The sequence below is a fragment of the Aliiglaciecola sp. CAU 1673 genome, from assembly GCF_029223185.1.
Classification (GTDB): Bacteria; Pseudomonadota; Gammaproteobacteria; order Enterobacterales; family Alteromonadaceae; genus Bowmanella.
In genome coordinates this window covers 157040-178626 of sequence record NZ_JARHUG010000007.1, presented here as the reverse complement: position 1 = coordinate 178626, position 21587 = coordinate 157040, and the positions used below count along the sequence as shown (strand labels likewise).

Below are 21587 nucleotides of genomic sequence, written 5' to 3'. Positions count from 1 at the left end.
CAACTCATTGACGGAAGACTCATGCTTTTACATTCAACAAAACAGGACTGGTTTGGTAATGTGCGCGCCGACGTACTGGCCGGTCTGGTCGTAGCCCTGGCGCTTATCCCCGAAGCCATCGCTTTTTCCATTATTGCCGGGGTCGATCCCAAAGTCGGCCTCTATGCCTCCTTTTGTATTGCCACCATTATCGCTTTTATCGGTGGTCGCCCGGCCATGATTTCCGCTGCTACCGGCGCCATGGCGCTGGTGATGGTGACTCTGGTCAAAGAGCACGGCTTGCAATACTTACTGGCGGCCACGCTGTTAACCGGCGTGCTTCAGATTCTGGCGGGATATTTGAAACTGGGCAGTTTGATGTCCTTTGTCTCCAAGTCGGTGGTTACCGGCTTTGTAAATGCCCTGGCCATTCTGATTTTTATGGCCCAGTTACCGGAGCTGACCAATGTCACCTGGCATGTATATGCCATGACGGCCGCCGGTTTGGGCATTATCTATCTGTTCCCCTATGTGCCTAAAATCGGCAAGTTGGTGCCATCACCGTTGGTGTGCATCCTCTCCATGACCGCAGTAGCCATGCTGATGGGCCTGGAAATTCGTACCGTTGGCGATATGGGCGAACTGCCCGATACGCTGCCCATTTTCCTGTGGCCTGAAGTGCCCCTGAATTTCGACACCCTGGCAATTATCTTCCCCTATTCCGCTGCCCTTGCTGTAGTAGGTCTGCTCGAGTCTTTGATGACCGCCACCATTGTCGATGATTTAACTGATACCAGCAGTGATAAGAACCGCGAGTGTAAGGGACAAGGCATTGCCAATATCGGCTCTGGTTTGATTGGTGGTATGGCCGGTTGCGCCATGATTGGCCAGTCAGTAATTAACGTTAAATCCGGTGGTCGCGGGCGTTTATCGACCCTGGTGGCCGGCGTGTTTTTGCTGATTATGGTGGTGTTTCTAAGCGACTGGATTCGCCAAATCCCAATGGCGGCGCTGGTGGCGGTGATGATCATGGTGTCCATCGGTACCTTTAGCTGGGAGTCGGTCAGAAATCTTAAATCTCATCCCATGTCTTACAACGTGGTGATGCTGGCCACAGTAATTGTCACTGTCTTTACCCATAACCTCGCCTATGGCGTATTTGTAGGCGTGCTGCTGGCCGCTTTGTTCTTTGCCAACAAAGTCAGTCACTTTATGTATGTGGACAAAACCCTGGACGAGGCGCAAAGCACCCGTACCTATAAAATTATTGGCCAGGTGTTTTTCAACTCTGCGGATAAATTTGCCGCAGCCTTTGATTTTAAAGAAGTGGTTGATAAGGTGGTGATTGATTTAAGCCGCGCCCATTTCTGGGATGTATCAGCGGTGGCAGCACTGGATAAGGTAGTGATTAAATTCCGCCGTGAAGGTGCAACCGTAGAGCTGATTGGCCTGAATGAAGCCAGCGAAACCATAGTGGATCGTTTCGGCATCCATGATAAACCGGAAGAAATCGAAAAAGTCCTGGGAGGGCACTGATGCAGCAACCAATGCAAAATATGGTACTGGCCGGTATTGACGGCTCTTCCATCAGCGGTGCGGTAGCCGATTATGCGGCTTGGATCGCCAAAACAGTGGGCTCGCCACTGGCCTTTTTGCACAATATTGAGCAAAGTCCTTCACCGGCGGTAGCCGATTTATCCGGTAGCATTGGCCTCGGCAGTCGGGAACATCTGTTGGATGAACTCACCGAGCTTGAAGCCAAGCGCGGCAAGCTGCTGGTAACACAAGGTAAGATGATGCTCTCCCAGGCAGTGGAGCGCGCGGCACAAAACGGTGTGACAGGTGCCGAGAGCTGTCAGCGTCATGGACCTCTGACGGAAACCCTGGTGGAATGGGAAGATCATATCCGCGTATTGGTGCTGGGCGTACGTGGCGAACTGCACGATGGGCAAAGCGGCAAGCTTGGCAATCAGTTGGAAACCATTATTCGCAGCTTACATAAGCCGGTATTGGTGGTGAACCGCAACTTCCAGGTGCCCAAGCGCATTATGCTGGCTTATGACGGCAGCGAAGCGGCTGGCAAGGCATTGGATATGCTTTGTACCAGCCCTTTGTACAAGGGCATGCAGTGTCACTTGGTGTACGCCTGTCGGCAAGGCCGTCAGCCGGGCAATTTATTGATTGAAGCCAAGGCAAGGTTACAAAATGCCGGTCTTGAGGTGATTAGCGCCAAGCTCGACGGCTCTCCCGAACAGCAATTGCTGGTCTACCAGCAAGCCGAAGATATCCAGTTAATGGTGATGGGGTCGTTTGGCCACAGCCGTCTGCGCGAGATGATCCTGGGCAGCCTGACCTTAAAGATGCTGACCCAATCCAATGTGCCTTTGTTGATGTTACGCTAATAAAGTGGAATAGAAAAAAGCGACTTGGTCTGCCCGACCAAGCCGCTTTTGGGTTTCCTGCAGAGCTGCTTACCAGCGACCTTCCAAGTTAAGTGAATAGCCGTCGTAATCGCTAATATCGGCATTGCTACTATATTGGGCAGACAGCGACCAATTGCTGTTGAAGAAATACTGTGCCCTGAGGCTGTAGTAATCATTCTTGCTGTAATTCACGCCCACCGAGACATAGCGATTAAAGTAGAAATCGCCACCCAGATACCAATTACTGCCAAAATTTTCGTCATCGGATAAGAAGACATAAGCAGAGAGGTAACGATCCTCACCCAAAGAACGGAAGTACTTACTGGTTACTTCACGATAATCGAACTCATCATCCGCACTGACCGTTACGCCCAGATAGTCATTGCCGCCCAACCTGTGGGTATATTGGCCACTAAATAGGTAAGTGGTATCGCCATTTTCCGGATCGGAAGCGACGACCTTAACCAACAAGTCTTTGTTGATCAGATAACCCAGGCTATAGGTTTTGTTGTCATAGTCGCTGGAGCCACTGTCGGCATAACTGTAAGAGGCGCCAATCAGGAAGTTGTTGACGAATAGCTCGCCACCCACCTTATAGTAGTCGGTATCCTTGTAGCTTAAATTGGCATTGGAAGTTTCGCTTCTGGAGTAAAGAGCAAAAACATTGCTTTTGCTATTGATGTAATCCAGCTCTGCCAAGGGGCCAAGGGTGGACTTTTTATCAAAGTAGTATTTGGCATACAGACTATGGACATCCTGCTCAAAGCTGTCGGCGTCCATTTTATCGTAATGGGCCGAGCCGAAGAGTTGATAATCCTCGGCCATGGCCGCAGAGGACAGTGCCAGCAGGGGAAGCAATAACGCGTGTTTTTTCATGACATTCCGTAGTCAGGTTAAAGTGGGCCGTATTCTATGGTTTTTCCAAATAAAATAAATACAACCGGGGTAACAAATCGTGTACCCGAAGTGCTGCGCTGATAACAACGCTATTCTTGCACCTGTTTTTCCACAATTACCACATCCAGCCACTCGCCATTAAGGAGGCCGTGTCGCTCATAGATACCCACTTCGCGAAAGCCGAGTTTTTTGCATAGTGCGCGGCTGGCTTGGTTAAAGGTAAAGATGCGAGAAAGTACTTTGTGGAATCCCCACACCTTGGCAACTTCCAGCAGTTTACTCAGCAGTTGTGTACCGATACCCTGACCGGTGGCGCTTTCATCCAGGTAAATAGAGAATTCGGCAATATGGGCATAACAGTCCCGTGGCCGGTACTGCATCAGCCGCGCCCACCCGAGGATTTTGCCATCCTTTTCGGCCACTAACACGGGATACAAGGCATCACCTTTCAGCCAGGTGGCGACTTCTTGCTTTTTGCGCAGCCGGGTTTCAAAGGTACCTGTGCCGGCGGCGATGCCGGCGTTATAGATAGCGGTAATGGCGGGAACATCTTCCCCTTTGGCATAACGAATCTGCATATCTGTTCCTTTGCGAAATCGTAGCGTCAATACTCAGGCAAACCAGTGGCGGGTGCGATTGGCAAAATACACCAGCGATAACATCACCGGTACTTCCACTAACACCCCGACCACCGTGGCCAGGGCAGCACCCGATTGCAATCCAAATAGTGAAATCGCCACTGCCACTGCCAGTTCAAAAAAGTTTGAGGTGCCAATCATACAGGCCGGGGCGGCAACGTTGTGGGGCAATTTCATCTGCTTGGCAGCAAAGTAGGCGATGGCAAAGATGCCATAGGTTTGCAGTAGTAAGGGGATGGCAATCAACACAATGGCCAATGGATTGGCCAAAATGGTTTGCGCCTGAAAACCAAATAGCAGCACCACGGTGGTTAGCAGTCCGACAATGGACCAGGGCTTCAGTTTTGCCACAAAGCCATTAAGACGAGCGTGGTCGTGTTCCTTGTCCAGATGCTTGCGGGTCCAGGCGCCGGCCAAAAGTGGCAACACCACATAAAGCACCACCGACAAAAGCAAGGTTTCCCAGGGCACCTGGATATCGGAGACGCCCAACAAAAAGGCGGCAATAGGGGCAAAGGCGAAAATCATAATGATGTCGTTGATAGACACCTGCACCAGCGTGTAATTGGGGTCGCCTTTGGTCAGTTGGCTCCAGACAAACACCATGGCGGTGCAGGGCGCTACACCCAATAAGATCATACCGGCGATATATTCATTGGCGGTTTGCGGGTCGACCCAGTCGGCAAACAGGCCCTTAAAGAACAGCCAGCCCAGTAGCGCCATGGTAAAGGGCTTAATCAGCCAGTTGATGATGAGTGTCAGTACCAGGCCCTTCGGCTTTTTACCCACATCCTTGAGTGCAGCGAAATCCACCTGGATCATCATCGGGTAGATCATCAGCCAAATCAGCACCGCTACCACCAGATTGACGTTGGCATACTGCCAAGTAGCAATCAGTTCGAAGACGCCAGGTAGCATGGAGCCCAGCACTACGCCTGTAGCAATACAAAGGGCCACCCAGACCGAAAGATAACGTTCAAATAATCCCATTGTGTTGTTCCTAAATACTGCGTTGATTGACGCGTTGCATCAGTTGTTCGGCGCTTTCCACCCGCTCTGAATATCTGTCGGTGAGATAGGCATTGTGGGCGCGGGTGAGCAGGGTAAATTTCATCAGTTCTTCCAACACATCGACGATGCGGTTGTAGTAGCCGGAAGGCTTCATACGACCATTTTCCTCAAATTCCAAAAAGGCCTTGGCCACAGAAGATTGATTAGGAATACAAAGCATACGCATCCAACGTCCCAGCACCCGCATTTGATTGACTGCATTAAACGACTGAGAGCCGCCACAGACCTGCATTACCGCCAGAGTTTTGCCCTGGGTCGGGCGCACTGCTCCTTCGGATAAAGGGATCCAGTCGATTTGTGCTTTCATTATGCCGGTCATGGCCCCGTGGCGCTCTGGCGAGCACCAGACCTGGCCTTCGGACCAGCGCACCAGTTCGCGAAGTTCCTGAACCTTATGGTGTTCAGCTGGCTCATCGTCGGGTAGCGGCAACCCAGAGGGATCGAATATGCGCGTTTCTGCGCCCATCGCTTCCAGCAGTCTGGCACTTTCTTCTATAACCAGTTTGCTATAGGAGCGAGCGCGTAATGAACCGTATAACAGCAATATCCGTGGCTTATGCGTTGGCGCTGAGGCGCTGAAATCTGCTAGCTGCGGTGTTTTGAATTGACCGTTATCGACATTCGGTAGTGTCAAATCCAATACGCTCATTACCGGGCTCCCAAGGATTGCAATGCGTGTTTCAGGTTTGCCCGCTGCAAATGCTCAAGATCCAGCCTGAGAAGTCCTTTGACCCTGCTCTTGATTTCATCCATTACTTTGTGAAAAGCCGCGGCGATATCCTCCTCGCTGCCTTGTAACTTGGACGGGTCGGCCAATCCCCAGTGCATCTTCAGGCTCTCACCCATCCACAGTGGGCAGCTTTCCCCAGCGGCACTGTCACACACAGTGATAACCAGATCCGGTTTAAAGTCGGCAAAATCATCCCATGACTGGCTCTCCAGCCCATCCGTATTTATGCCGGCCTCGGCCAGATACTTGAGGGTCAACGGATGGACTTCGCCGGCTGGTTGACTACCGGCACTTCTGGCTTGGATACGGCCATTGGCCAGATGATTGGTAACGGCTTCGGATAAGATGCTGCGGCAGCGATTGTGGGTACAGATATAAAGGATCTTCATGGTCTTTCCTTAAGGACAACAGCGCGTTGCATCTGCAATACCGTTTGTTTGCAGTCGGCACAGCTCTTCATGCAAAAAGGAGGGATTTTGTAAGCGGGTTGTCGCCAGAATCTGCTTGGCCCAATGGGGTAGAGAGGGATGGAGTTTGTAGTAAACCCACTTTCCCCTGCGCTCATCCACCAGCAGCTCGCACTTGCGAAGCTCGGCTAAGTGCCTTGAGACTTTAGGCTGGCTTAGTGCCAATGCATCGATGAGATCGCAAACACAAAGTTCCTGATGTTGCTCAATCAGCAGCAGGCTTTTCAATCGGGTATCTTGTGCCAGGCATTTGAAAAATTGAATAGGGTCCATCACGAATTCCATTACTCACATATGAAAAATCATATATATGAAATGTCATATGTCAATGTGCTTGTCAGTATTGTCTTCAGGCGATAAGGTGTCAGAAAGTCTAGGCATATACGGACTTGTGCTTAAGGGTTATTTGACAGGTCCAGCATGTTCAAATTTGTTGTCTTCGGCTTACTCTTCCTTCTCCCATTTGCGCCCCCTGTGCAGGCTGACGACTTGGTATTCAGGGTGTGTTACGAGTCAGACGCGAATCCCCCTTATATGCTGGGTAACTTCGAAGTGCCCGCCGAAAACACCGGAATATTGCCACAAAAAATTAAACGGGCAGCAGAGGCGGTAGGACTGAAAGTGCAATTCTATCGCTCAGCCTGGAAACGCTGTATCCGCGATCTGCAAAACAATGAAACCGATGCGACCTTTTCCATGATCTGGACCCCCGAGCGAGATGACTGGGCGGTTTTTCCTAAAACTGCGGATGGCCAGGTGGATCACAATCTGGCCTTGGAGAAGGTCAATTACCCGGTTTTTCAGCGTGCTTCTCATACCGTTTGGAATGGTGCGGCCTTCTCAAACGTGAAGATGGGGATAGGCGCGCCCATTGGCTATGTTGCTGAAGCCAAACTCAGTCAGTCAGGGATCCTAAGCCGAATGAAATATACCCCGCAGGAAGGTCTCAGACAGTTAGCGCAAGGTCGGCTGGATGGTTATGTGGTAGAGGAAAAGATTGGCAAATATATTGTTGCCAATATCGGTGAAACACACCGTATAAAGGCCTCATCAAGACCTTTTATGGTGGCCTATTGGCATATTCCTTTTTCCAAAGGCTTCTACCAACAATACAGTGATAACGCGAAAGCCTTTTGGCAGAGTTTGGCAAAAGCAGATGATTAGGCGCCAGCATGTGGCGCCTGAACCTTGATCTATTGGCTGGTGGCAAAATTACACTGAAACATGCAGTCTAACCGCTACATTGTTTCGTGTGGCATTGGAGTAAGGGCACACTTTGTGGGCGTCTTCTGCCAAAGCGTTAGCTACGGCCTTTTCCAACCCCGGCAGGTTGATAAACAAATCGATATCCAAGCCAAATCCGCCTTCTATTTTACCGATTCCCACGTCAGCACTAACGCTGGTATCGCCTGGTAGTGCCTTTTTCTGTTGGCCAGCGACAAATTTTAGCGCCCCGATAAAGCAAGCAGAGTATCCTGCAGCGAACAATTGCTCAGGATTGGTAGCCTGTCCGCCTTGTCCACCAAGTTCTTTGGGGGTGGTTAGTTTCACATCCAATATGCCATCGCTGGATTTGGCATGGCCGTCACGACCACCGGTTGATGTAACACTGGCTTTGTAAAGTACTTGCATGGTGATGTCCTCTTAATCAATTAATAGCGTTCTTAAAGTGGACATTATATTAGTGCGATAATAGTTGTTGCGATAATTATATTTTTAGAACTGGTCGATAGGAAATTTCGAATAGGTATCAGACCACTACTTTTGTGGTTGCTGTGACGAATATTGATGCAGATGTGTGCGCAAGCTCTCCAGTTGCTTACGCAGCGCGACGACTTCGGGAAGCGACAATCCACTGGCGCAGATCAGGTTCTCTGGCAGCGGCAGGGCCTTTTGGCGTAGGCTCTTTCCCTGCTTGGTGAGATAAATCAACACTTCCCGGTCATCTTTGGGATTGCGGCGACGCTCTATCAGTCCCTGGGCTGCTAGGCGCTTGATAACCGGGCTGAGGGCGCCCAGATCCTGCACTAACTTTTTGCCAAGCAAAGTGGAAGTGATGCCATCCTTCTCCCATAGCACCATCATCAACAGATATTGAGGATAGGTAAGCCCTAACTCAGCTAACAGGGGCTTATACAGCTTACTCATCGCCAGCGACGTAGAATAAAGTGCGAAACATAACTGGTTGTCTAATCTGAGATTTTCGCAGGCGTCGTCGTTCATCGGGGGGACCGGCTCATAGTGATAAAGGCATAGTGGGAGTTTGCAAAACAATTTTCAAGGACTTGGACAAAGAGCATCCCTTGTCAATTCAAACGGTGAGATGCAAGCGCACGGTCACATTATTGCGGGTAGCGTTGGAATAAGGACAAACCTGATGTGCTTTTTCCATTAAACGTTTGGCTTTGTCAGCATCCATGCCGGGTAGGAGCACATACAGGTCAATATCCAGACCAAATCCCCCTTCGATTTTACCGATGCCTACTTCTGCTCGTACACTGACATCTGTAGGCACGGCAACTTGCATCTGGCCGCCGACAAATTTTAAGGCACCGATAAAGCAGGCCGAGTAGCCTGCCGCAAACAATTGTTCAGGATTAGTTGCCTTGCCACCGGCCCCGCCCATTTCCTTGGGGACCGCCAGTTTTACATCTAAGACACCATCACTGGAGCGTGCCTGCCCATCTCGTCCACCGGTTGCTGTCGCACTGGCCTTGTAGATGACGTCCATCAAGAGCTCCTTTTGGTCCGTTTGAGGATGATGTCTTGCTCAGATTGTAGTCAAGTTTTCTCATTACGCCTTATGTTCAATGGCTTGTCCCAACCAATAGAAATAATCCAACCAGGCAACAGAAAGTGCCTCAAGGTGCTCATCCTGAGGATAAAGACCCAGTTTGGCCTCATTACTTTGTTTGGTGCCTTGCACTAAAAAGGCATTTTTTAGAGATTGGTGCTGTATCACCGCTTCAAAAGCGCGTGCCGCAAGTTCCTGAGGTTGGGCGTAGTAAAAGGTTTGCAGCGATTTGTCGAGCGCAACCGCACGTTTCAGATAGGCATTGCTTTCTTTGCCGTTATCTTCAAGAAACAAGCAATGAAAACACCTGGATAAACGCTGATTAAGCGGGTGCGCAATCAGGTTAGCGTCTTTTAACCAGCATTCAGAGGCGAACTGTTGTCTACTGGTATTGGTGAACAGATGACGACAGATATAGTGGTCGAAGGCATGGAACCATTCATGCGCCAGGGCACCGCCACCGGCGTTTTTAGCCAGGGCCAGGGTTTTACTGCCTGACTCGTAATGGGCGCTGGCGTACTTTTGCCCACCGGTGCCAAAGGCCAGCGACAATGAGCCGTTTAAGGAAATGACCTGTTCCGGTACGCCAAGCAACAACATCAAGTCACATAGTGCATCGAAAAACAAGTTGGCCGCCAGTTGCTGCTCTTCTTTGGTGACCCATTTGCCGATGCTGACGGTACGAAAGCCAAATGCCCGCACGATATCGGCAAAACTAACATCCTGCCCCTCCCGATGATCGGGGCCATTACGAAAGTAGGGGCGATGCAGCCTGGATGTGGTCATTTACGGCAGATTCAGCGGTCGTCCACCATCAAGACCGATAATACGTCCGGTCATATAGTCGCTGTCCAACAGCCAGCTAATGGCTTTAAACACTTCCTGCTCGCCTGGCTCAGTACCCAGTAAGGATTTTTTAAGGGTTTTCTGGCGATAGGCCTCGTCATCATGCTTATTAAAGCAAATTAGCGCAGGGGCTATGGCATTCACTTTGACTCTTGGCGCCAGGGCACGGGCGAAAGACATGGTCAGGTTTTCAAGAGCAGCTTTAGACGCGGCGTAGGCCATATGCTTGGCGCTGCCGGTTTGGGCAACAAAATCGGTCAGATGAATGATATCGGCTTTATCTTGATTCAACAGTGGTGCCAGGGCTTGGTTGATCAAAAGCGGTGCCTTTGCATGTACCGCCATCATGGTGTCGAAGATCTGTGCCTGACGAAGGTTATCGTCAGGCAACCAGTCGGAGGCATTGTGGACGATGGCACGCAGGCTGACGTAGCGCGACTTTACCTGGTGGACAAAGCCATGAATCCCCTCGTCGCTGGCGAAATCGGCCTGGATGCAATCTATACCCAATTTCTCCAAGGCATTGATACTGTCACGACGGGTACGATAGCTGACAACAAGCTGATGACCCTGGGCATGCAGGGCCTTGACACAATACAGGCCAACGCGCTGCGCGGCGCCGGTAAATAAAATGGGTGAACCTGGCATAGGATCCCTCAAAATCTCACTAGTACGCCGTTAAAGGGCAGAGAGTTCATCGATTAATTGTGCTGTCCAGCGACCTATGCGTTCATCAGTCTGATCGAATTGGTTTTCATCGTCTAAAGCCAAGCCCACAAACTGGCTTTTATCACTGGTTAGCGCTTTTGATGCAGAGAACTCATAGCCTTGATTGGGCCAATAGCCGATGCACTGGCAGCCGAGGACTTGAAGCTCATCATGCAGCATACCCAGGGCATCCTGATACCAGTCGGCATAACCTAACTGGTCACCCAGACCATAGAGGGCGACTATCTTGCCTTTGAGCTGCAAAGGGCGGATATCGTCCCAATGGGATTCCCAGTCTTCCTGAAGTTCGCCAAAGTCCCAGGTGGAAATGCCGAAGATAAGGATGTCGTAGGCTTGGGCCTGGCTAAGAGGCACGTCCTTAATATTGTGAATATCCACCGTGTTCTCGCCGAGCAGCTCATCGAGGGCGGCTTTGATCTTTTCCGCCGCCATTTCGGTGTAACAGGTGGTAGAGCCATAAAACAGGCCGATTTTTAACGCAGGATCTGTCATTACGCTCGCAATCTTAAAAAGAATGGGCGCTATTGTGCTTGTTACTTGACTCGAGATCCAGTTGGGTGGCGTTTGATGATTTGTTGTTACAGATTTCTATGGTGTTTTTGTTTACACAGCAAAGGCTTAGGGCATAATGCCGCCCGCGTCATAAGGTTTGACGTGTTTGTATGAAAAAGGAAAAAATATGACCAATCGCATTCTTCTTGCCGCTCTGACCGGTGCCGCAATGTTCTCAGCGTCTGTTCTGGCCGCACAGCCTAATTGGAACAACGTACAACTTTCCTATGCCAAACTTGACATTGATGATACGGATATCTCCGCCAATGGTCTTGACTTGTCTGGTTCAGTGTTAGTGGGTTCGAACTATATCCTACAGGGCAATTTTTTGTCTGTTTCCGATGAAATTTTCGGTGTAGATGTCGACCTTGATTGGACGTCTATTGGAATGGGATATCGTCACGCCATAACTGGTAATACTGATGTGTTTGGTATCGTTTCTTATGAGTCTGTCGAGTTGTCTGCCTCCAGCCGTTTTGATTCAGAGTCAGAAGATGACAATGGTTACGGTCTTGCAATTGGCGTTCGCTCGATGCTCAACGACAACATTGAATTAAAAGGTGTGATTTCTCGCATAGACATCGAAGATGCCGAGACCTTCATTGAAGGCAGTGTTGCCTACTATTTTGCTCCTCAATTTGCAGTAGGTGCGGGATATAAGGTGGGTGATGATATGGATTTATTCACCATCTCTGCCCGCTACAGCTTCTGAGTAATTTGAGGGGCTTACGCCCCTCTATTAATCGACGCCCAACAGATTAATATGGGCCTGCATTTCCTCGCCGATTTTCTCCCGCATTTGCACCAATCTTAACGCCGATTCCTGCAGGAACTTGTCTTCTTCGGATTGAGGAAGCCATTGCGGTACTGGGGTGGGTTTACCTTCATCGTCTACTGCCACCATGATCACAATACAGTGGGTTGTCAGATGACGGTCCGATTGCTTGGGGTCGCCCGCCATTACATCCAGTGCTAAATGCATGGAGGTCCGGCCGGTATAGATAATCCTGGCCCGAACTTCTACCAGGCTACCTACTAATATGGGTCGTACAAAGCGGATACCGCCGGCATAAGCGGTGATGCAATATTTTCCGCTCCAACCAGCGGCACAGGCATAGGCCGCTAGATCTATCCACTTCATTACCGCGCCGCCATGCACCTTACCACCGAAATTGACATCGGCCGGTTCGGCCAGAAAGCGTAGGGTTTGTTGTCGTTGTTCACCGGCCATAAGTTCCTCAAGTCGTTGATGCCACGTATAAAACACAGTCTAGGTCAAAGCAATGGAAGGGGGGAATGACTATTTCACTCAGTACTGATGAATAAAGCGCTTCTCCTGGGCATAGGGAAATACATCCTCATAAATCCCGGCCCGGATATTCGCTTGTTTTTGTTGCCACAAACCGGCATCGAGCAGATCGGCATGCAGGGCCCGAAAAATGTCGCTAACGTTGGGATCGCACAATAGAAAGTCGGCGAACTCTTCTGGAAAAACATCATTAGGCCCCACCGAATACCAAGGCTCACCACTTAACTCATCTTCAGGATGGCGCGGCGGCGGGATCTTGCGAAAATTACACTCTGTGAGGTAACAGATTTCATCATAGTCGTAGAAAATCACCCGCTTGTGACGGGTTACCCCAAAGTTTTTAAACAACATGTCGCCAGGAAAAATATTAGCGCCGGCCATCTGCTTTATGGCGTCACCATATTCTTTGATGACGGCTTCTATATTGGTTTTGTCTGGTTGCCTGTCCAAATACAGGTTCATGGGCTCCATGCGCCTTTCGATATAGCAATGGCGGATAATCAGGTAGCCGTCTTCTTCTGATAGCTGGCTGGCAATACTCTGTTTCAGCGCTTTAATTAGCGCATCGTCAAAGCGGTTAAGTGGAAAGGCCACGTAGGAGAATTCCCAGGTATCGGCCATGCGTCCTACCCGATCATGGTTTTTAACCAATTGATACTTTTCCATCACCGTTTGGCGGGTGAGATCTTTTTGCGGTGCGAACTTGTCCCTAATCACCTTAAACACAAAAGGGTAGGAGGGCAGGGTAAACACTTCCATCACCATGCCCTTTATGCCCGGAGCGCTGACAAAGTGGTCTTGTGTATTCTCCAAATGATGTAAAAAGTCTCTGTAAAACAAAGTCTTGCCATGTTTCTGCAAGCCAATGCTGGTGTACAGGGCGGCGCTCGATTTGTTGGTTATAAAAGATTGCAGGAAATTCACTATGGCGCCGGGATAGGGGGTATCAACCATAAAGTAGGCACGGGCAAAACCGAATATAACAGACGCCTCTGAGGGATCTGACACCAGGCAATCCACAAAGAGCTGGCCCTTCTCGTTATTAAGGATAGGAATAATGCACGGCAACCAGCTCCCTTGTTGTTTTACCCGACCGATCAGATAAGCGGCCTTGTTGCGAAAAAAAAGTGGCTTCAGTACCTGTAACTCCGACGCGCTGCCGTAGCAGGAAAAAGCGCGGGTGAGTAAAGCCAAATCTCGCGTGATGTTCTCAAAGGGCAGGGTAAGAGGTAACTTAGCTAGCAACTCACCCAGGCTGTGTGCAGTTTTCTCACCCAAGGGATAACACTGCAGTACCGGGCGCTGGGTGCAATCCAAGGGGGCAATCTCGGTTTCCACAAAGATATTGTCGTTGTGGAAATAGCTCCTATCGAACATATGACAGAACACCGAGGTATAGAAACTTTCCGCCAGTTCGGGCTGTGGATGTGTCAGTAGCTTGCGGCTGTATGCGGTTTTAACCCACTGCCACTGGTTCTGATTCAGGGTCTTCTGGCCAAATCGGTTTTGCAGCATGGCGATGTTGTCGCCAACGCGCCTGTCGTAAGACTGCAGCCGCCGAGCGGAGGCTTGCTGTACCGAGCGCCAGTCACCGCGCTCAAATCTGTCTCTGGCGCCGCGGGTGATTTCCAGAAAGGTTTGATAATGGCGTTCAAAGCCACTGAGTATGGCATCGGCAATATCATCCACCAGTGATAACATAGGTGTGCGTCCCAACAAGCAGTGGTACCAGCGTGAAAAAAAGCCGCGCCGCAGTCAAGCCAAATAACAACAAGTTACAATATGAAGCGCCGATCAATGCCTTTATCGATATGTTGTGGCTGGAAAAAGGCTTAAGCGACAATACCTTAAGCGCTTATCGCAGCGATTTAAGCAAGTTTGCCCAGCATCTGTGGGCCGATGCTGTGCTACTGCCGCAGATCACAACGGAGCAAATCCAAAGTTACCTGGCCCATCGCTACGATCTCGGGTTGTCAGAGCGCAGCACCGCGCGTTTTCTCTCGACCTTGCGGGCCTACACCGGATATCTGGTGCAACGTGGTGAGCGGGAAGACGATCCCATGGCCTTGTTGCAAAACCCCAAGTTAAGCAAATCTTTGCCTAAAACCTTGTCTGAGCGTCAGGTGGAGGACTTATTGGCCGCCCCCAATGTGTCCGATCCTGTCCATCTGCGTGATCGGGCCATGTTGGAGGTCTTGTATGCATCGGGTCTGAGGGTCAGTGAATTGGTTAGTCTGCGTTTGGGGCAGCTAAGTCTGGCCCAAGGGGTTGCCAGGGTCACGGGAAAGGGAAATAAAGAGCGCCTGGTGCCTTTGGGGGAAGAAGCGGTGGAATGGATCCAGCGATTTCTCAAAGAGGGCAGGACTGCGTTACTACAGTCTCCGTCTGATGTGTTGTTTCCTTCGAGCAGAGGCCAGCAAATGACGCGCCAGACCTTCTGGCATCGCATAAAGCTGCATGCTTTGGGTGCCGGCATCGATCAGGATGCCCTGTCACCGCATACCCTTCGCCATGCCTTTGCCACCCATTTACTTAACCATGGGGCCGATCTGCGTGTGGTGCAGATGTTGTTGGGACACGCTGACCTTTCCACCACCCAAATTTACACCCATGTGGCCACCGAAAGATTGCAGCGCTTGATTGAGCAACATCATCCAAGAGCCTGAGCCTGCATGTTGCTCGCTCAGGATAGAAGAGGGCGATGCGCCATAGCTTCTTCAAATGGCATAGGGCGACCAATCAGATAGCCCTGCATTTTGCTGACACCCAGGGCTCTTAAGGTCTTCAGTTCTTCATGTTGTTCGATACCCTCGGCAATCACATCGACACCGGTGGTTTGGGCAAAGGCAATCAGCCCCGCCGCCAGCGCTTGCCGGCGCTTGTCCAGATGGATATTGCGGATCAAGCTGAGATCGAGCTTGAGCACATCGACCTGCAAATCCAGAATATGTTGGAAACTCGCATAGCCGGCGCCGGCATCATCCAATGCAATGCGAATCCCTTGTTCACGAAGTTCGCACAGGGCGTCCGAGAGTTTGCTGTAGTCCAGGATTTTTTCGTGCTCAGTCACCTCAAACATAATGCGGGTGTCTGCCGATTCGCTAAGTAGTGCCATCAACTGATCTTTGAGCAGATATTCCGCTGAAATATTGATGGACAGATAGCTGCCTCTGGGGATTCTGTCTGAGTGCTGCAATGCTTTGCGAATAGCCAACAGCTCAAGATTTTCACCTAATCCCACCTCGGCTGCCTCCTTAAACCAGATATCTGGTGAGCGATAAGGCTCATCGGTGAATCGGGTCAGGGCTTCGAAACCCAGAAAATTGCCGGTTTCCAGACTCAGAATCGGCTGGTAAACCATATTCAGCGAGACATTATCCATCACGTTTTTAACCCGCTGCAATTTTTGTGTTTTTAGTTGTTTTTCATCGCGCTTACGGCTGAGTTGTTTACCCAGCATATCGGCGAACAGTTCCAAAAAACTGACATCCTTCTGCTGCAAGCTGGGATCCGGCTGTGGGCTGTAACAGCATAAGGTACCATAGACGGCATCGTTGGTGAGCCTGATGGGAACCCCCACATAAGCTCCTATTTTCAATGACTTGGTCACCTTGAGGTCTTTGGTGATGGGATGTTGGATGGCATCAGGAATAAGTCTGGGCAGCAGCCCCTCGACAATTTTGTGGCAGTAGGTTTGGCTTAGCGGAGAAGACATGCCTGCCGCTATGCTGAGATTGCCATGGTCTGTATTCACATAAGAAATTATGCGCTGGCCGTCGCTGAATTCGCCAATAAAGGCGACTTCCATGCCAAGGTGTGTGCGGACACCTTTTAGCAGGCTATCCAAATCCTGATCATCCATTTCTAAATCCATTTTTTTCAGTAAAAACTCTGACAAACCGCTATCAGACATCAGACTTCCTTAACAAACTCGATGTTTAATGTCATAAGAGGCTCTTGCAGCTCACCCAGTAAATGCCATTGGCCAGCAATAATTCAAGTCTTAACTTGTAGTTAAGCACATTCGCGCGGTCAACGCTCCCTCTGTGGTTATATAGGTATAATTGCCGCCTTGGTATCCGTCATCAGTTACGTTTACAATGCATCGCTCTGTAACCTTTTTCAGTTAATGCTGGTCTAACGATTAGATTCACTTGGTAGCGAAGATATAGATGAAGACAAAACTTAAGATTTCCCTGGCCGCTGTGCTGCTCTCATTAGTTTCTTTGGGCAGCAGTGCTGAGGATAAATACGCCGAAGCGCTGGCAAAACTCACCGGTGAGCTGGGTTTTACTGTCACTACTATTGAACCCTCTCCGGTGCCAGGTTTGTTACAGGCCTTTACCAATCGTGGATTGTTCTATGTCAGCGAAAATGGTCAGTTTCTGCTTCATGGCCGGGTGTTTAATCTGAACGAAGGTCTTCGTAACGAGACCGAGGAAGCTCTTTCGGCGCTTCGTCTTGAAGGTATCAAAGGCTTCAATGGTTCGGCAATCAGCTTTAAAGCCAAAAACGAGAAGTATCAGGTATCTGTATTCACTGATATTACCTGCGGTTATTGCCGCAAACTTCACTCACAGATTGATGAATACAATCGCCTCGGTATCACTGTTAACTATCTGGCATTCCCGCGTGGTGGACCAGGTAGTGAAGGTTTTGAAAATATGATCTCCGTTTGGTGCGCTGAGAATCGTCAGGAAGCGCTGACCATGGCCAAAGCCGGTAAGTCTGTTAAAGGAAAAAGCTGTCCCAGCAAAGTGGGCGAGCAATATGACTTTGGTCAGCAAATTGGTATTCAGGGTACGCCCGCCATTATCCTTGACGATGGCAGTATGATCCCAGGCTATCAGCCGCCTGAGCAATTGGCCGAAATTCTTCGCGAAAATCATTCTTAAGGGGGCAGATGCTCCCTTTTTTTGCCCATGAAATTAAAGATAAAACGTCGGGAGTCGTCCTCCTGGCAGGATAACGCCTCTGAACTGCCCGCCAGACTGCAAGCCATCTATGCCGCCCGTGGCGTTGATTGTGCGCAGCAGTTGGCCCGCAGTAATAAAGATTTGGCACATTACCAGGCATTAAAAGGCATTGACCAAGCGGTACAGGTGCTGGCCTGCGCCTTGGAGCAGGGTAAAGCCCTGACCATTATTGGTGATTTTGATGCCGATGGTGCTACCAGCACTGCACTTTGTATGCTTGCTCTGAAAGCCATGGGCGCCAACAAGCTCGGCTATCTTGTGCCCAACCGCTTCGATTTTGGCTATGGCTTAAGTCCACAGATAGTCGAGTTGGCCCATCGTCAGGGTGCAGAAGTCCTGATCACTGTCGACAACGGTATTGCCTGTTTGCAGGGAGCGGCGCAGGCAAAAGCATTGGGGCTGGAACTGGTGATTACCGATCATCACTTACCTGCATCCCAACTGCCCGACGCCGAGGCCATCGTGAATCCTAATCTGCCCGGCTGCGATTTCCCCTCCAAACATTTGGCCGGTGTCGGCGTCGCCTTTTATCTGATGCTGGCACTTTGTCGCCATCTGGAGCAGCAAGGTTGGTTTGCAGCGCGCAATATGCCTGTTCCCAAGTTGGTAGAACTGTTGGACTTAGTGGCATTGGGCACCGTAGCTGATGTGGTACGCCTGGATCGCAACAACCGAATTTTGGTCCATCAGGGGTTGCAACGTATTCGCAGTGGTCGCTGCAGACCAGGTATTTTGGCCATGCTTGAAGTAGCAGGACGCACACCGCACCAAATCCAGGCATCGGATCTGGGATTTGTGCTGGGGCCAAGACTCAATGCTGCTGGTCGTTTAGAGGATATGGCATTGGGTATCGAATGCCTGCTGGCAGAAGATACCGCTCTGGCCCGCTCCATTGCTATACAGCTGGACAGCCTCAATCGAGAGCGACGGGAGATAGAAAGCGGAATGCAGGCCGAAGCGCTGCAAAGTCTGGAGACACTGCAATTTAATGAGCAAAGCTTGCCTGCCGGCTTAGTGCTTTATCAACCCGATTGGCATCAGGGGGTGATCGGCATCTTGGCCGGTCGAATTAAGGATAAGTATTTCAGGCCTACTATCGCTTTTGCCCATCAGGATGACGAAGTGATCAAGGGGTCTGCCCGCTCTATCCCGGGTCTGCATATTCGCGACTTACTGGAAGAGATCAATAGCCGTTATCCGGGGATCATCGATAAGTTCGGCGGTCATGCCATGGCGGCTGGGTTGTCACTTAAACAGGCTAATCTGCCCGCTTTTGAGCAGGTCTATCAACAAGTGGCCTCTGAGTGGCTGGCCGGGCGTGCTCTGGAGGGTGAAATTATCAGTGATGGCGAGCTTGAAGGCGATGAACTGACCCTGGAATTTGCGCAATTACTTAAGGACGCAGGTCCCTGGGGACAAGGCTTTGAGGAGCCTCTGTTTGATGGCAAATTTGAACTGGTAGATCAGCGCCTGGTGGGCGATAAACACTTAAAGATGATGGTCCGCCATCCCGCTGGCACCTTGCTTGATGCCATCGCTTTTAATGTGGACTTGTCGGTATGGCCAAATCGTCAAATTCGTCAGGCCCAGCTAGCCTATAAGCTGGATATCAACCATTTTCGCGGTAAAACCAGTTTGCAGTTGCTGGTGGATGCCCTTGCACCCTTATGAAGAAGATCAAAAAACTCCTCGAAAAACACCCGAACCTGGTTCATTCCGAGCAAATGAAGGTCGCCTCCCATGTACAGCGGGAGGAGGACGATTGGTTTGTGAATACCATCATGCTGGAGGATGTAGATGTGCCTTTTAAGTTCAGGCGTAAAAAGCCTTACAAAAGCTTAAAAGGCGCACTAGTGAATGTGACCTACTATCCGCAAACTGAGCAGGTGGCGGGCATCGACTTTGAGTATATGAAGGTAGTGCGCATTCGTCAGAGCTGAGAGGGGTGCAGCTGAGTTAGTTTCTGTTTATAAGCGTGCGCAGCGTCAGGGTCCTGCAGAATTGACACCAGCTCTGAAGTGACGTTGCCTGAAAAAGCAATAAGTGCCTCAAATTGCTTCCGTTCATAAGTGGCCAGAATCTGTCGGACTTTATAAATATCCCTCAAACAACAGGCCTCTATATCCTCGTTGTAATGTTTTGCAAAAATGGCAATGGAAGTTTCACTGGAAGCCTTTGCTGCGCCCACCTCAGCCATTTTTATCGCTGAGATTTTTTGCCGCAGTGACAAGGTCTTCTCTACCAGTTGGTCCATCAGTTCGATGCTGTAGGTCGCCAGTGCAGTATTAAGGGAACGCAGGTCATTCTCGATTGCACGCAACGATGCTGGACGTAGATCCTTTACCTGTCCCTGTCGATAGACTTCATCAATTTGCGCCAGCAGTTCGTAGGCATAAAGGATGGTCGACACATTTTGCTGCGGTACTGCTAAAACTTCAGGCGTCATTTGCGCATCCAACTTATCGATCAGCAGCTGCACTTGTTGCTGTACTTTCTCAAGGTGCAGCATGGAGTCTGTTTTTACAGGTTGATTATCGCAGCCAGTGATGGCAATCACGCATAGGCAAAGTAAGCTAGAAATTCGCATAGGTCCCTCAATTTCGCCGCAACAGCATAGGGATAGCAGCTTAGATACTCAAGAGAAACCTATGGCGGGATCACAGATTACCTTATACTGACGCTCCTTTTTTAAAACCAAAGGCAAGAACTTGAATAGCGGGTTGTGCCAGGCATTTGTGTTGCACAGACGTCCATACCGGGAAACCAGTTTCCTGGTGGATATCTTCAGTGCCGAACAAGGTCGGCAGAGCCTGGTGGCCAAAGGGGTGCGCAGTGCGAAAAGCGCCAATCGTAGTTTACTTCAGCCCTTCCAGCCTATCGAATTATGCTTGGTAGGTAAGCACGAACTGAAAACCCTGCGCTCGGTTGAATCTGCCGGCCAGCATTTTCAGCTACAAGGCAATGCCCTGTTTTGCGGGCTGTATTTGAACGAGTTGCTACAACGCTTATTGCCCTCAGAGTTGCCATTTCCGGCGCTCTTTCATGCCTATCAGCAATGTTTGCAGCAGCTATGTGCGGGAGAAGCCATTGAGCCGATCCTGCGCGAATATGAGTTGTTGTTGTTGTCTCAGTTAGGCTATGAACTGGACTTCGTTAATGAAGCGGAGTCTGGCGCACCTATTGAGCCACTGCAACGCTACCGCTTTGAGCATGAAATGGGGTTTGTCAGGGTACTGCACAATGCGCCAGTGTGTTTTGAGGGCGATCAGTTGCTGGCCATTGGCCGTGCTGACTGGCATCCGCAATCCTTAAAGGCGGCTAAACTGTTAACCAGGCTTGCCCTGCGCCCGTTGTTAGGGGATAAACCCCTGAAAAGCAGAGAACTTTTTATATCCGGACAGTAGAAATGAGTGGAGCATATTTAATGAAAGACATTCTCCTTGGCGTCAATATCGACCACGTCGCCACGCTTCGTAACGCCAGGGGCACTGCCTATCCTGATCCTGTGCATGCGGCTGAAATCGCTGAGCGCGCCGGTGCTGACGGTATCACCATTCATTTGCGTGAAGATCGTCGACATATTATCGATCGTGATGTGGAGCTATTACGCCAGACGCTGCAAACCCGCATGAATCTGGAAATGGCGGTAACCGAAGAAATGCTGGCCATAGCGCTTCGGATCAAGCCGGAATTCTGCTGCCTGGTGCCAGAAAAACGCGAAGAGTTGACCACCGAAGGCGGGTTGGATGTGGCTGGTAATCAGGAGCGTATCAAGCAAGCCTGCGCGCAGCTGGCTGCAGAGGACATCATCGTGTCCTTGTTTATTGATGCTGACAAAAGGCAAATTGACGCGGCCAAAGCCAGTGGCGCCGAGTATATTGAGATCCATACCGGCCAATATGCCGAAGCCCATGGTGAAAAGGCCCAGCAGGCAGAGCTTGTTAAGATTATCGACGGGGTAAAATACGCCCATAGCCTGGGTTTGAAAGTCAACGCCGGCCATGGCCTGACCTATCATAACGTCAAACCTGTCGCTGCCATTAAAGAGATTGTTGAGCTGAATATCGGCCATGCCATTGTCGGGCGCGCCGTTTTTGACGGCTTGCACAAAGCCGTGGCCGACATGAAGCGTCTGATGTTAGAGGCTCGCCAATAATGCACTGCCTCAGTTCTTAC

General features: G+C 50.3%; 26 protein-coding genes. 10 read left to right on the top strand and 16 right to left on the bottom strand.

The window, feature by feature from the left end; genetic code table 11:
- The first annotated feature begins 21 nt into the window (after positions 1 to 21).
- Both P2G88_RS08915 and P2G88_RS08910 read left to right on the top strand, forming a co-directional pair.
- A complete protein-coding gene (locus P2G88_RS08915; protein ID WP_275795511.1) occupies positions 22 to 1515 on the top strand; it encodes a SulP family inorganic anion transporter in 1494 nt (497 codons plus the stop codon).
- Positions 1515 to 2381 carry a universal stress protein gene (locus tag P2G88_RS08910; RefSeq protein WP_275795510.1) on the top strand — a complete coding sequence of 289 codons (867 nt, stop codon included), beginning with the start codon at positions 1515 to 1517 and terminating at the stop codon, positions 2379 to 2381. The genes P2G88_RS08915 and P2G88_RS08910 overlap by 1 nt, the downstream gene beginning before the upstream one ends.
- Before the next feature lie 69 nt (positions 2382 to 2450).
- Here the strand turns inward: P2G88_RS08910 and P2G88_RS08905 are convergent, their stop codons facing one another.
- From P2G88_RS08905 to P2G88_RS08880, 6 genes are all read right to left on the bottom strand, one after another.
- The gene (locus tag P2G88_RS08905) at positions 2451 to 3278 is read right to left on the bottom strand and encodes a putative porin (protein WP_275795509.1); all 828 of its coding nucleotides are present in this window, start codon (positions 3276 to 3278) and stop codon (positions 2451 to 2453) included.
- 110 nt (positions 3279 to 3388) lie between these two features.
- Positions 3389 to 3877, bottom strand: coding sequence for an arsinothricin resistance N-acetyltransferase ArsN1 family A (locus P2G88_RS08900; protein WP_275795508.1), 489 nt, complete (start codon positions 3875 to 3877; stop codon positions 3389 to 3391).
- A gap of 33 nt (positions 3878 to 3910) precedes the next feature.
- Positions 3911 to 4927 carry an ACR3 family arsenite efflux transporter gene (gene arsB / locus P2G88_RS08895; RefSeq protein ID WP_275795507.1) on the bottom strand — a complete coding sequence of 339 codons (1017 nt, stop codon included), beginning with the start codon at positions 4925 to 4927 and terminating at the stop codon, positions 3911 to 3913.
- 10 nt (positions 4928 to 4937) lie between these two features.
- On the bottom strand, positions 4938 to 5657 hold the full coding sequence (gene arsH, locus P2G88_RS08890; protein WP_275795506.1) for an arsenical resistance protein ArsH: 720 nt from the start codon (positions 5655 to 5657) through the stop codon (positions 4938 to 4940).
- A complete protein-coding gene (locus tag P2G88_RS08885; RefSeq protein ID WP_275795505.1) occupies positions 5657 to 6127 on the bottom strand; it encodes an arsenate reductase ArsC in 471 nt (156 codons plus the stop codon). Before P2G88_RS08885 ends, arsH begins: the two co-directional genes overlap by 1 nt.
- Positions 6128 to 6136: 9 nt before the next feature.
- A complete protein-coding gene (locus tag P2G88_RS08880; protein ID WP_275795504.1) occupies positions 6137 to 6478 on the bottom strand; it encodes a metalloregulator ArsR/SmtB family transcription factor in 342 nt (113 codons plus the stop codon).
- A gap of 147 nt (positions 6479 to 6625) precedes the next feature.
- Between P2G88_RS08880 and P2G88_RS08875 the strand changes: the two genes are divergently transcribed.
- On the top strand, positions 6626 to 7369 hold the full coding sequence (locus P2G88_RS08875) for a transporter substrate-binding domain-containing protein (RefSeq protein WP_275795503.1): 744 nt from the start codon (positions 6626 to 6628) through the stop codon (positions 7367 to 7369).
- 48 nt (positions 7370 to 7417) lie between these two features.
- Here P2G88_RS08875 and P2G88_RS08870 read toward each other — a convergent pair whose 3' ends face one another.
- From P2G88_RS08870 to fldB, 6 genes are all read right to left on the bottom strand, one after another.
- A complete protein-coding gene (locus P2G88_RS08870; RefSeq protein ID WP_275795502.1) occupies positions 7418 to 7837 on the bottom strand; it encodes an organic hydroperoxide resistance protein in 420 nt (139 codons plus the stop codon).
- Positions 7838 to 7963: 126 nt separating this feature from the next.
- The gene (locus P2G88_RS08865; protein WP_275795501.1) at positions 7964 to 8428 is read right to left on the bottom strand and encodes a MarR family transcriptional regulator; all 465 of its coding nucleotides are present in this window, start codon (positions 8426 to 8428) and stop codon (positions 7964 to 7966) included.
- A gap of 88 nt (positions 8429 to 8516) precedes the next feature.
- On the bottom strand, positions 8517 to 8936 hold the full coding sequence (locus P2G88_RS08860) for an organic hydroperoxide resistance protein (RefSeq protein ID WP_275795500.1): 420 nt from the start codon (positions 8934 to 8936) through the stop codon (positions 8517 to 8519).
- A gap of 63 nt (positions 8937 to 8999) precedes the next feature.
- Positions 9000 to 9785 carry a CLCA_X family protein gene (locus tag P2G88_RS08855; RefSeq protein ID WP_275795499.1) on the bottom strand — a complete coding sequence of 262 codons (786 nt, stop codon included), beginning with the start codon at positions 9783 to 9785 and terminating at the stop codon, positions 9000 to 9002.
- On the bottom strand, positions 9786 to 10493 hold the full coding sequence (gene folM, locus P2G88_RS08850) for a dihydromonapterin reductase (RefSeq protein ID WP_275795498.1): 708 nt from the start codon (positions 10491 to 10493) through the stop codon (positions 9786 to 9788).
- Between the two features lie 30 nt (positions 10494 to 10523).
- Positions 10524 to 11066 (bottom strand): flavodoxin FldB, encoded by a 543-nt coding sequence (gene fldB, locus P2G88_RS08845; protein WP_275795497.1) that lies wholly within the window; start codon positions 11064 to 11066, stop codon positions 10524 to 10526.
- A gap of 187 nt (positions 11067 to 11253) precedes the next feature.
- Here fldB and P2G88_RS08840 point away from each other — a divergent pair, with 187 nt between their 5' ends.
- Positions 11254 to 11838, top strand: a complete 585-nt coding sequence (locus tag P2G88_RS08840) for an outer membrane beta-barrel protein (RefSeq protein ID WP_275795496.1) — start codon at positions 11254 to 11256, stop codon at positions 11836 to 11838.
- Positions 11839 to 11865: 27 nt separating this feature from the next.
- Here the strand turns inward: P2G88_RS08840 and P2G88_RS08835 are convergent, their stop codons facing one another.
- Positions 11866 to 12357 carry an acyl-CoA thioesterase gene (locus tag P2G88_RS08835; protein ID WP_275795495.1) on the bottom strand — a complete coding sequence of 164 codons (492 nt, stop codon included), beginning with the start codon at positions 12355 to 12357 and terminating at the stop codon, positions 11866 to 11868.
- A gap of 78 nt (positions 12358 to 12435) precedes the next feature.
- Complete coding sequence (aceK, locus tag P2G88_RS08830) at positions 12436 to 14136, bottom strand: bifunctional isocitrate dehydrogenase kinase/phosphatase (protein ID WP_275795494.1); 1701 nt, start codon at positions 14134 to 14136, stop codon at positions 12436 to 12438.
- A 92-nt stretch (positions 14137 to 14228) separates the two neighbouring features.
- Here aceK and xerD point away from each other — a divergent pair, with 92 nt between their 5' ends.
- The gene (gene xerD, locus P2G88_RS08825) at positions 14229 to 15101 is read left to right on the top strand and encodes a site-specific tyrosine recombinase XerD (RefSeq protein WP_275795552.1); all 873 of its coding nucleotides are present in this window, start codon (positions 14229 to 14231) and stop codon (positions 15099 to 15101) included.
- A 17-nt stretch (positions 15102 to 15118) separates the two neighbouring features.
- On the opposite strand, the gene P2G88_RS08820 is transcribed toward xerD, so the two are convergent.
- Complete coding sequence (locus P2G88_RS08820; protein WP_275795493.1) at positions 15119 to 16348, bottom strand: EAL domain-containing protein; 1230 nt, start codon at positions 16346 to 16348, stop codon at positions 15119 to 15121.
- Positions 16349 to 16607: 259 nt separating this feature from the next.
- Between P2G88_RS08820 and dsbC the strand changes: the two genes are divergently transcribed.
- Genes dsbC through P2G88_RS08805 form a run of 3 tightly spaced genes read left to right on the top strand, consistent with a single transcriptional unit; the run spans position 16608 to position 19351 of the window.
- Positions 16608 to 17330, top strand: a complete 723-nt coding sequence (gene dsbC, locus P2G88_RS08815) for a bifunctional protein-disulfide isomerase/oxidoreductase DsbC (protein WP_275795492.1) — start codon at positions 16608 to 16610, stop codon at positions 17328 to 17330.
- A gap of 27 nt (positions 17331 to 17357) precedes the next feature.
- Positions 17358 to 19082, top strand: a complete 1725-nt coding sequence (recJ, locus tag P2G88_RS08810; protein ID WP_275795491.1) for a single-stranded-DNA-specific exonuclease RecJ — start codon at positions 17358 to 17360, stop codon at positions 19080 to 19082.
- Positions 19079 to 19351 carry a hypothetical protein gene (locus P2G88_RS08805; protein ID WP_275795490.1) on the top strand — a complete coding sequence of 91 codons (273 nt, stop codon included), beginning with the start codon at positions 19079 to 19081 and terminating at the stop codon, positions 19349 to 19351. The genes recJ and P2G88_RS08805 overlap by 4 nt, the downstream gene beginning before the upstream one ends.
- Here P2G88_RS08805 and P2G88_RS08800 read toward each other — a convergent pair.
- On the bottom strand, positions 19342 to 19998 hold the full coding sequence (locus P2G88_RS08800; RefSeq protein WP_275795489.1) for a hypothetical protein: 657 nt from the start codon (positions 19996 to 19998) through the stop codon (positions 19342 to 19344). The genes P2G88_RS08805 and P2G88_RS08800 overlap by 10 nt on opposite strands.
- A gap of 121 nt (positions 19999 to 20119) precedes the next feature.
- Between P2G88_RS08800 and recO the strand changes: the two genes are divergently transcribed.
- Complete coding sequence (recO, locus tag P2G88_RS08795; RefSeq protein WP_275795488.1) at positions 20120 to 20815, top strand: DNA repair protein RecO; 696 nt, start codon at positions 20120 to 20122, stop codon at positions 20813 to 20815.
- 20 nt (positions 20816 to 20835) lie between these two features.
- Positions 20836 to 21567: a pyridoxine 5'-phosphate synthase gene (gene pdxJ / locus P2G88_RS08790; RefSeq protein WP_275795487.1), complete on the top strand. Its 732-nt coding sequence runs from the start codon at positions 20836 to 20838 to the stop codon at positions 21565 to 21567.
- Positions 21568 to 21587: the final 20 nt, after the last annotated feature.

Excerpts from the sequence above, each read along its gene's own strand:
- P2G88_RS08910 (WP_275795510.1), top strand. The coding sequence starts at position 1,515 with ATGCAGCAACCAATGCAAAATATGGTACTGGCCGGTATTGACGGCTCT.
- P2G88_RS08835 (WP_275795495.1), bottom strand. The coding sequence starts at position 12,357 with ATGGCCGGTGAACAACGACAACAAACCCTACGCTTTCTGGCCGAACCG.
- P2G88_RS08820 (WP_275795493.1), bottom strand. The coding sequence starts at position 16,348 with ATGTCTGATAGCGGTTTGTCAGAGTTTTTACTGAAAAAAATGGATTTA.
- recJ (WP_275795491.1), top strand. The coding sequence starts at position 17,358 with ATGAAATTAAAGATAAAACGTCGGGAGTCGTCCTCCTGGCAGGATAAC.
- arsH (WP_275795506.1), bottom strand. The coding sequence starts at position 5,657 with ATGAGCGTATTGGATTTGACACTACCGAATGTCGATAACGGTCAATTC.
- fldB (WP_275795497.1), bottom strand. The coding sequence starts at position 11,066 with ATGACAGATCCTGCGTTAAAAATCGGCCTGTTTTATGGCTCTACCACC.
- P2G88_RS08865 (WP_275795501.1), bottom strand. The coding sequence starts at position 8,428 with ATGAACGACGACGCCTGCGAAAATCTCAGATTAGACAACCAGTTATGT.
- aceK (WP_275795494.1), bottom strand. The coding sequence starts at position 14,136 with ATGTTATCACTGGTGGATGATATTGCCGATGCCATACTCAGTGGCTTT.
- P2G88_RS08855 (WP_275795499.1), bottom strand. The coding sequence starts at position 9,785 with ATGACCACATCCAGGCTGCATCGCCCCTACTTTCGTAATGGCCCCGAT.
- pdxJ (WP_275795487.1), top strand. The coding sequence starts at position 20,836 with ATGAAAGACATTCTCCTTGGCGTCAATATCGACCACGTCGCCACGCTT.
- P2G88_RS08885 (WP_275795505.1), bottom strand. The coding sequence starts at position 6,127 with ATGAAGATCCTTTATATCTGTACCCACAATCGCTGCCGCAGCATCTTA.
- P2G88_RS08905 (WP_275795509.1), bottom strand. The coding sequence starts at position 3,278 with ATGAAAAAACACGCGTTATTGCTTCCCCTGCTGGCACTGTCCTCTGCG.
- P2G88_RS08880 (WP_275795504.1), bottom strand. The coding sequence starts at position 6,478 with ATGGACCCTATTCAATTTTTCAAATGCCTGGCACAAGATACCCGATTG.
- P2G88_RS08875 (WP_275795503.1), top strand. The coding sequence starts at position 6,626 with ATGTTCAAATTTGTTGTCTTCGGCTTACTCTTCCTTCTCCCATTTGCG.
- P2G88_RS08800 (WP_275795489.1), bottom strand. The coding sequence starts at position 19,998 with ATGCGAATTTCTAGCTTACTTTGCCTATGCGTGATTGCCATCACTGGC.
- P2G88_RS08860 (WP_275795500.1), bottom strand. The coding sequence starts at position 8,936 with ATGGACGTCATCTACAAGGCCAGTGCGACAGCAACCGGTGGACGAGAT.
- P2G88_RS08870 (WP_275795502.1), bottom strand. The coding sequence starts at position 7,837 with ATGCAAGTACTTTACAAAGCCAGTGTTACATCAACCGGTGGTCGTGAC.
- P2G88_RS08915 (WP_275795511.1), top strand. The coding sequence starts at position 22 with ATGCTTTTACATTCAACAAAACAGGACTGGTTTGGTAATGTGCGCGCC.
- dsbC (WP_275795492.1), top strand. The coding sequence starts at position 16,608 with ATGAAGACAAAACTTAAGATTTCCCTGGCCGCTGTGCTGCTCTCATTA.
- arsB (WP_275795507.1), bottom strand. The coding sequence starts at position 4,927 with ATGGGATTATTTGAACGTTATCTTTCGGTCTGGGTGGCCCTTTGTATT.
- P2G88_RS08805 (WP_275795490.1), top strand. The coding sequence starts at position 19,079 with ATGAAGAAGATCAAAAAACTCCTCGAAAAACACCCGAACCTGGTTCAT.
- P2G88_RS08900 (WP_275795508.1), bottom strand. The coding sequence starts at position 3,877 with ATGCAGATTCGTTATGCCAAAGGGGAAGATGTTCCCGCCATTACCGCT.
- P2G88_RS08840 (WP_275795496.1), top strand. The coding sequence starts at position 11,254 with ATGACCAATCGCATTCTTCTTGCCGCTCTGACCGGTGCCGCAATGTTC.
- folM (WP_275795498.1), bottom strand. The coding sequence starts at position 10,493 with ATGCCAGGTTCACCCATTTTATTTACCGGCGCCGCGCAGCGCGTTGGC.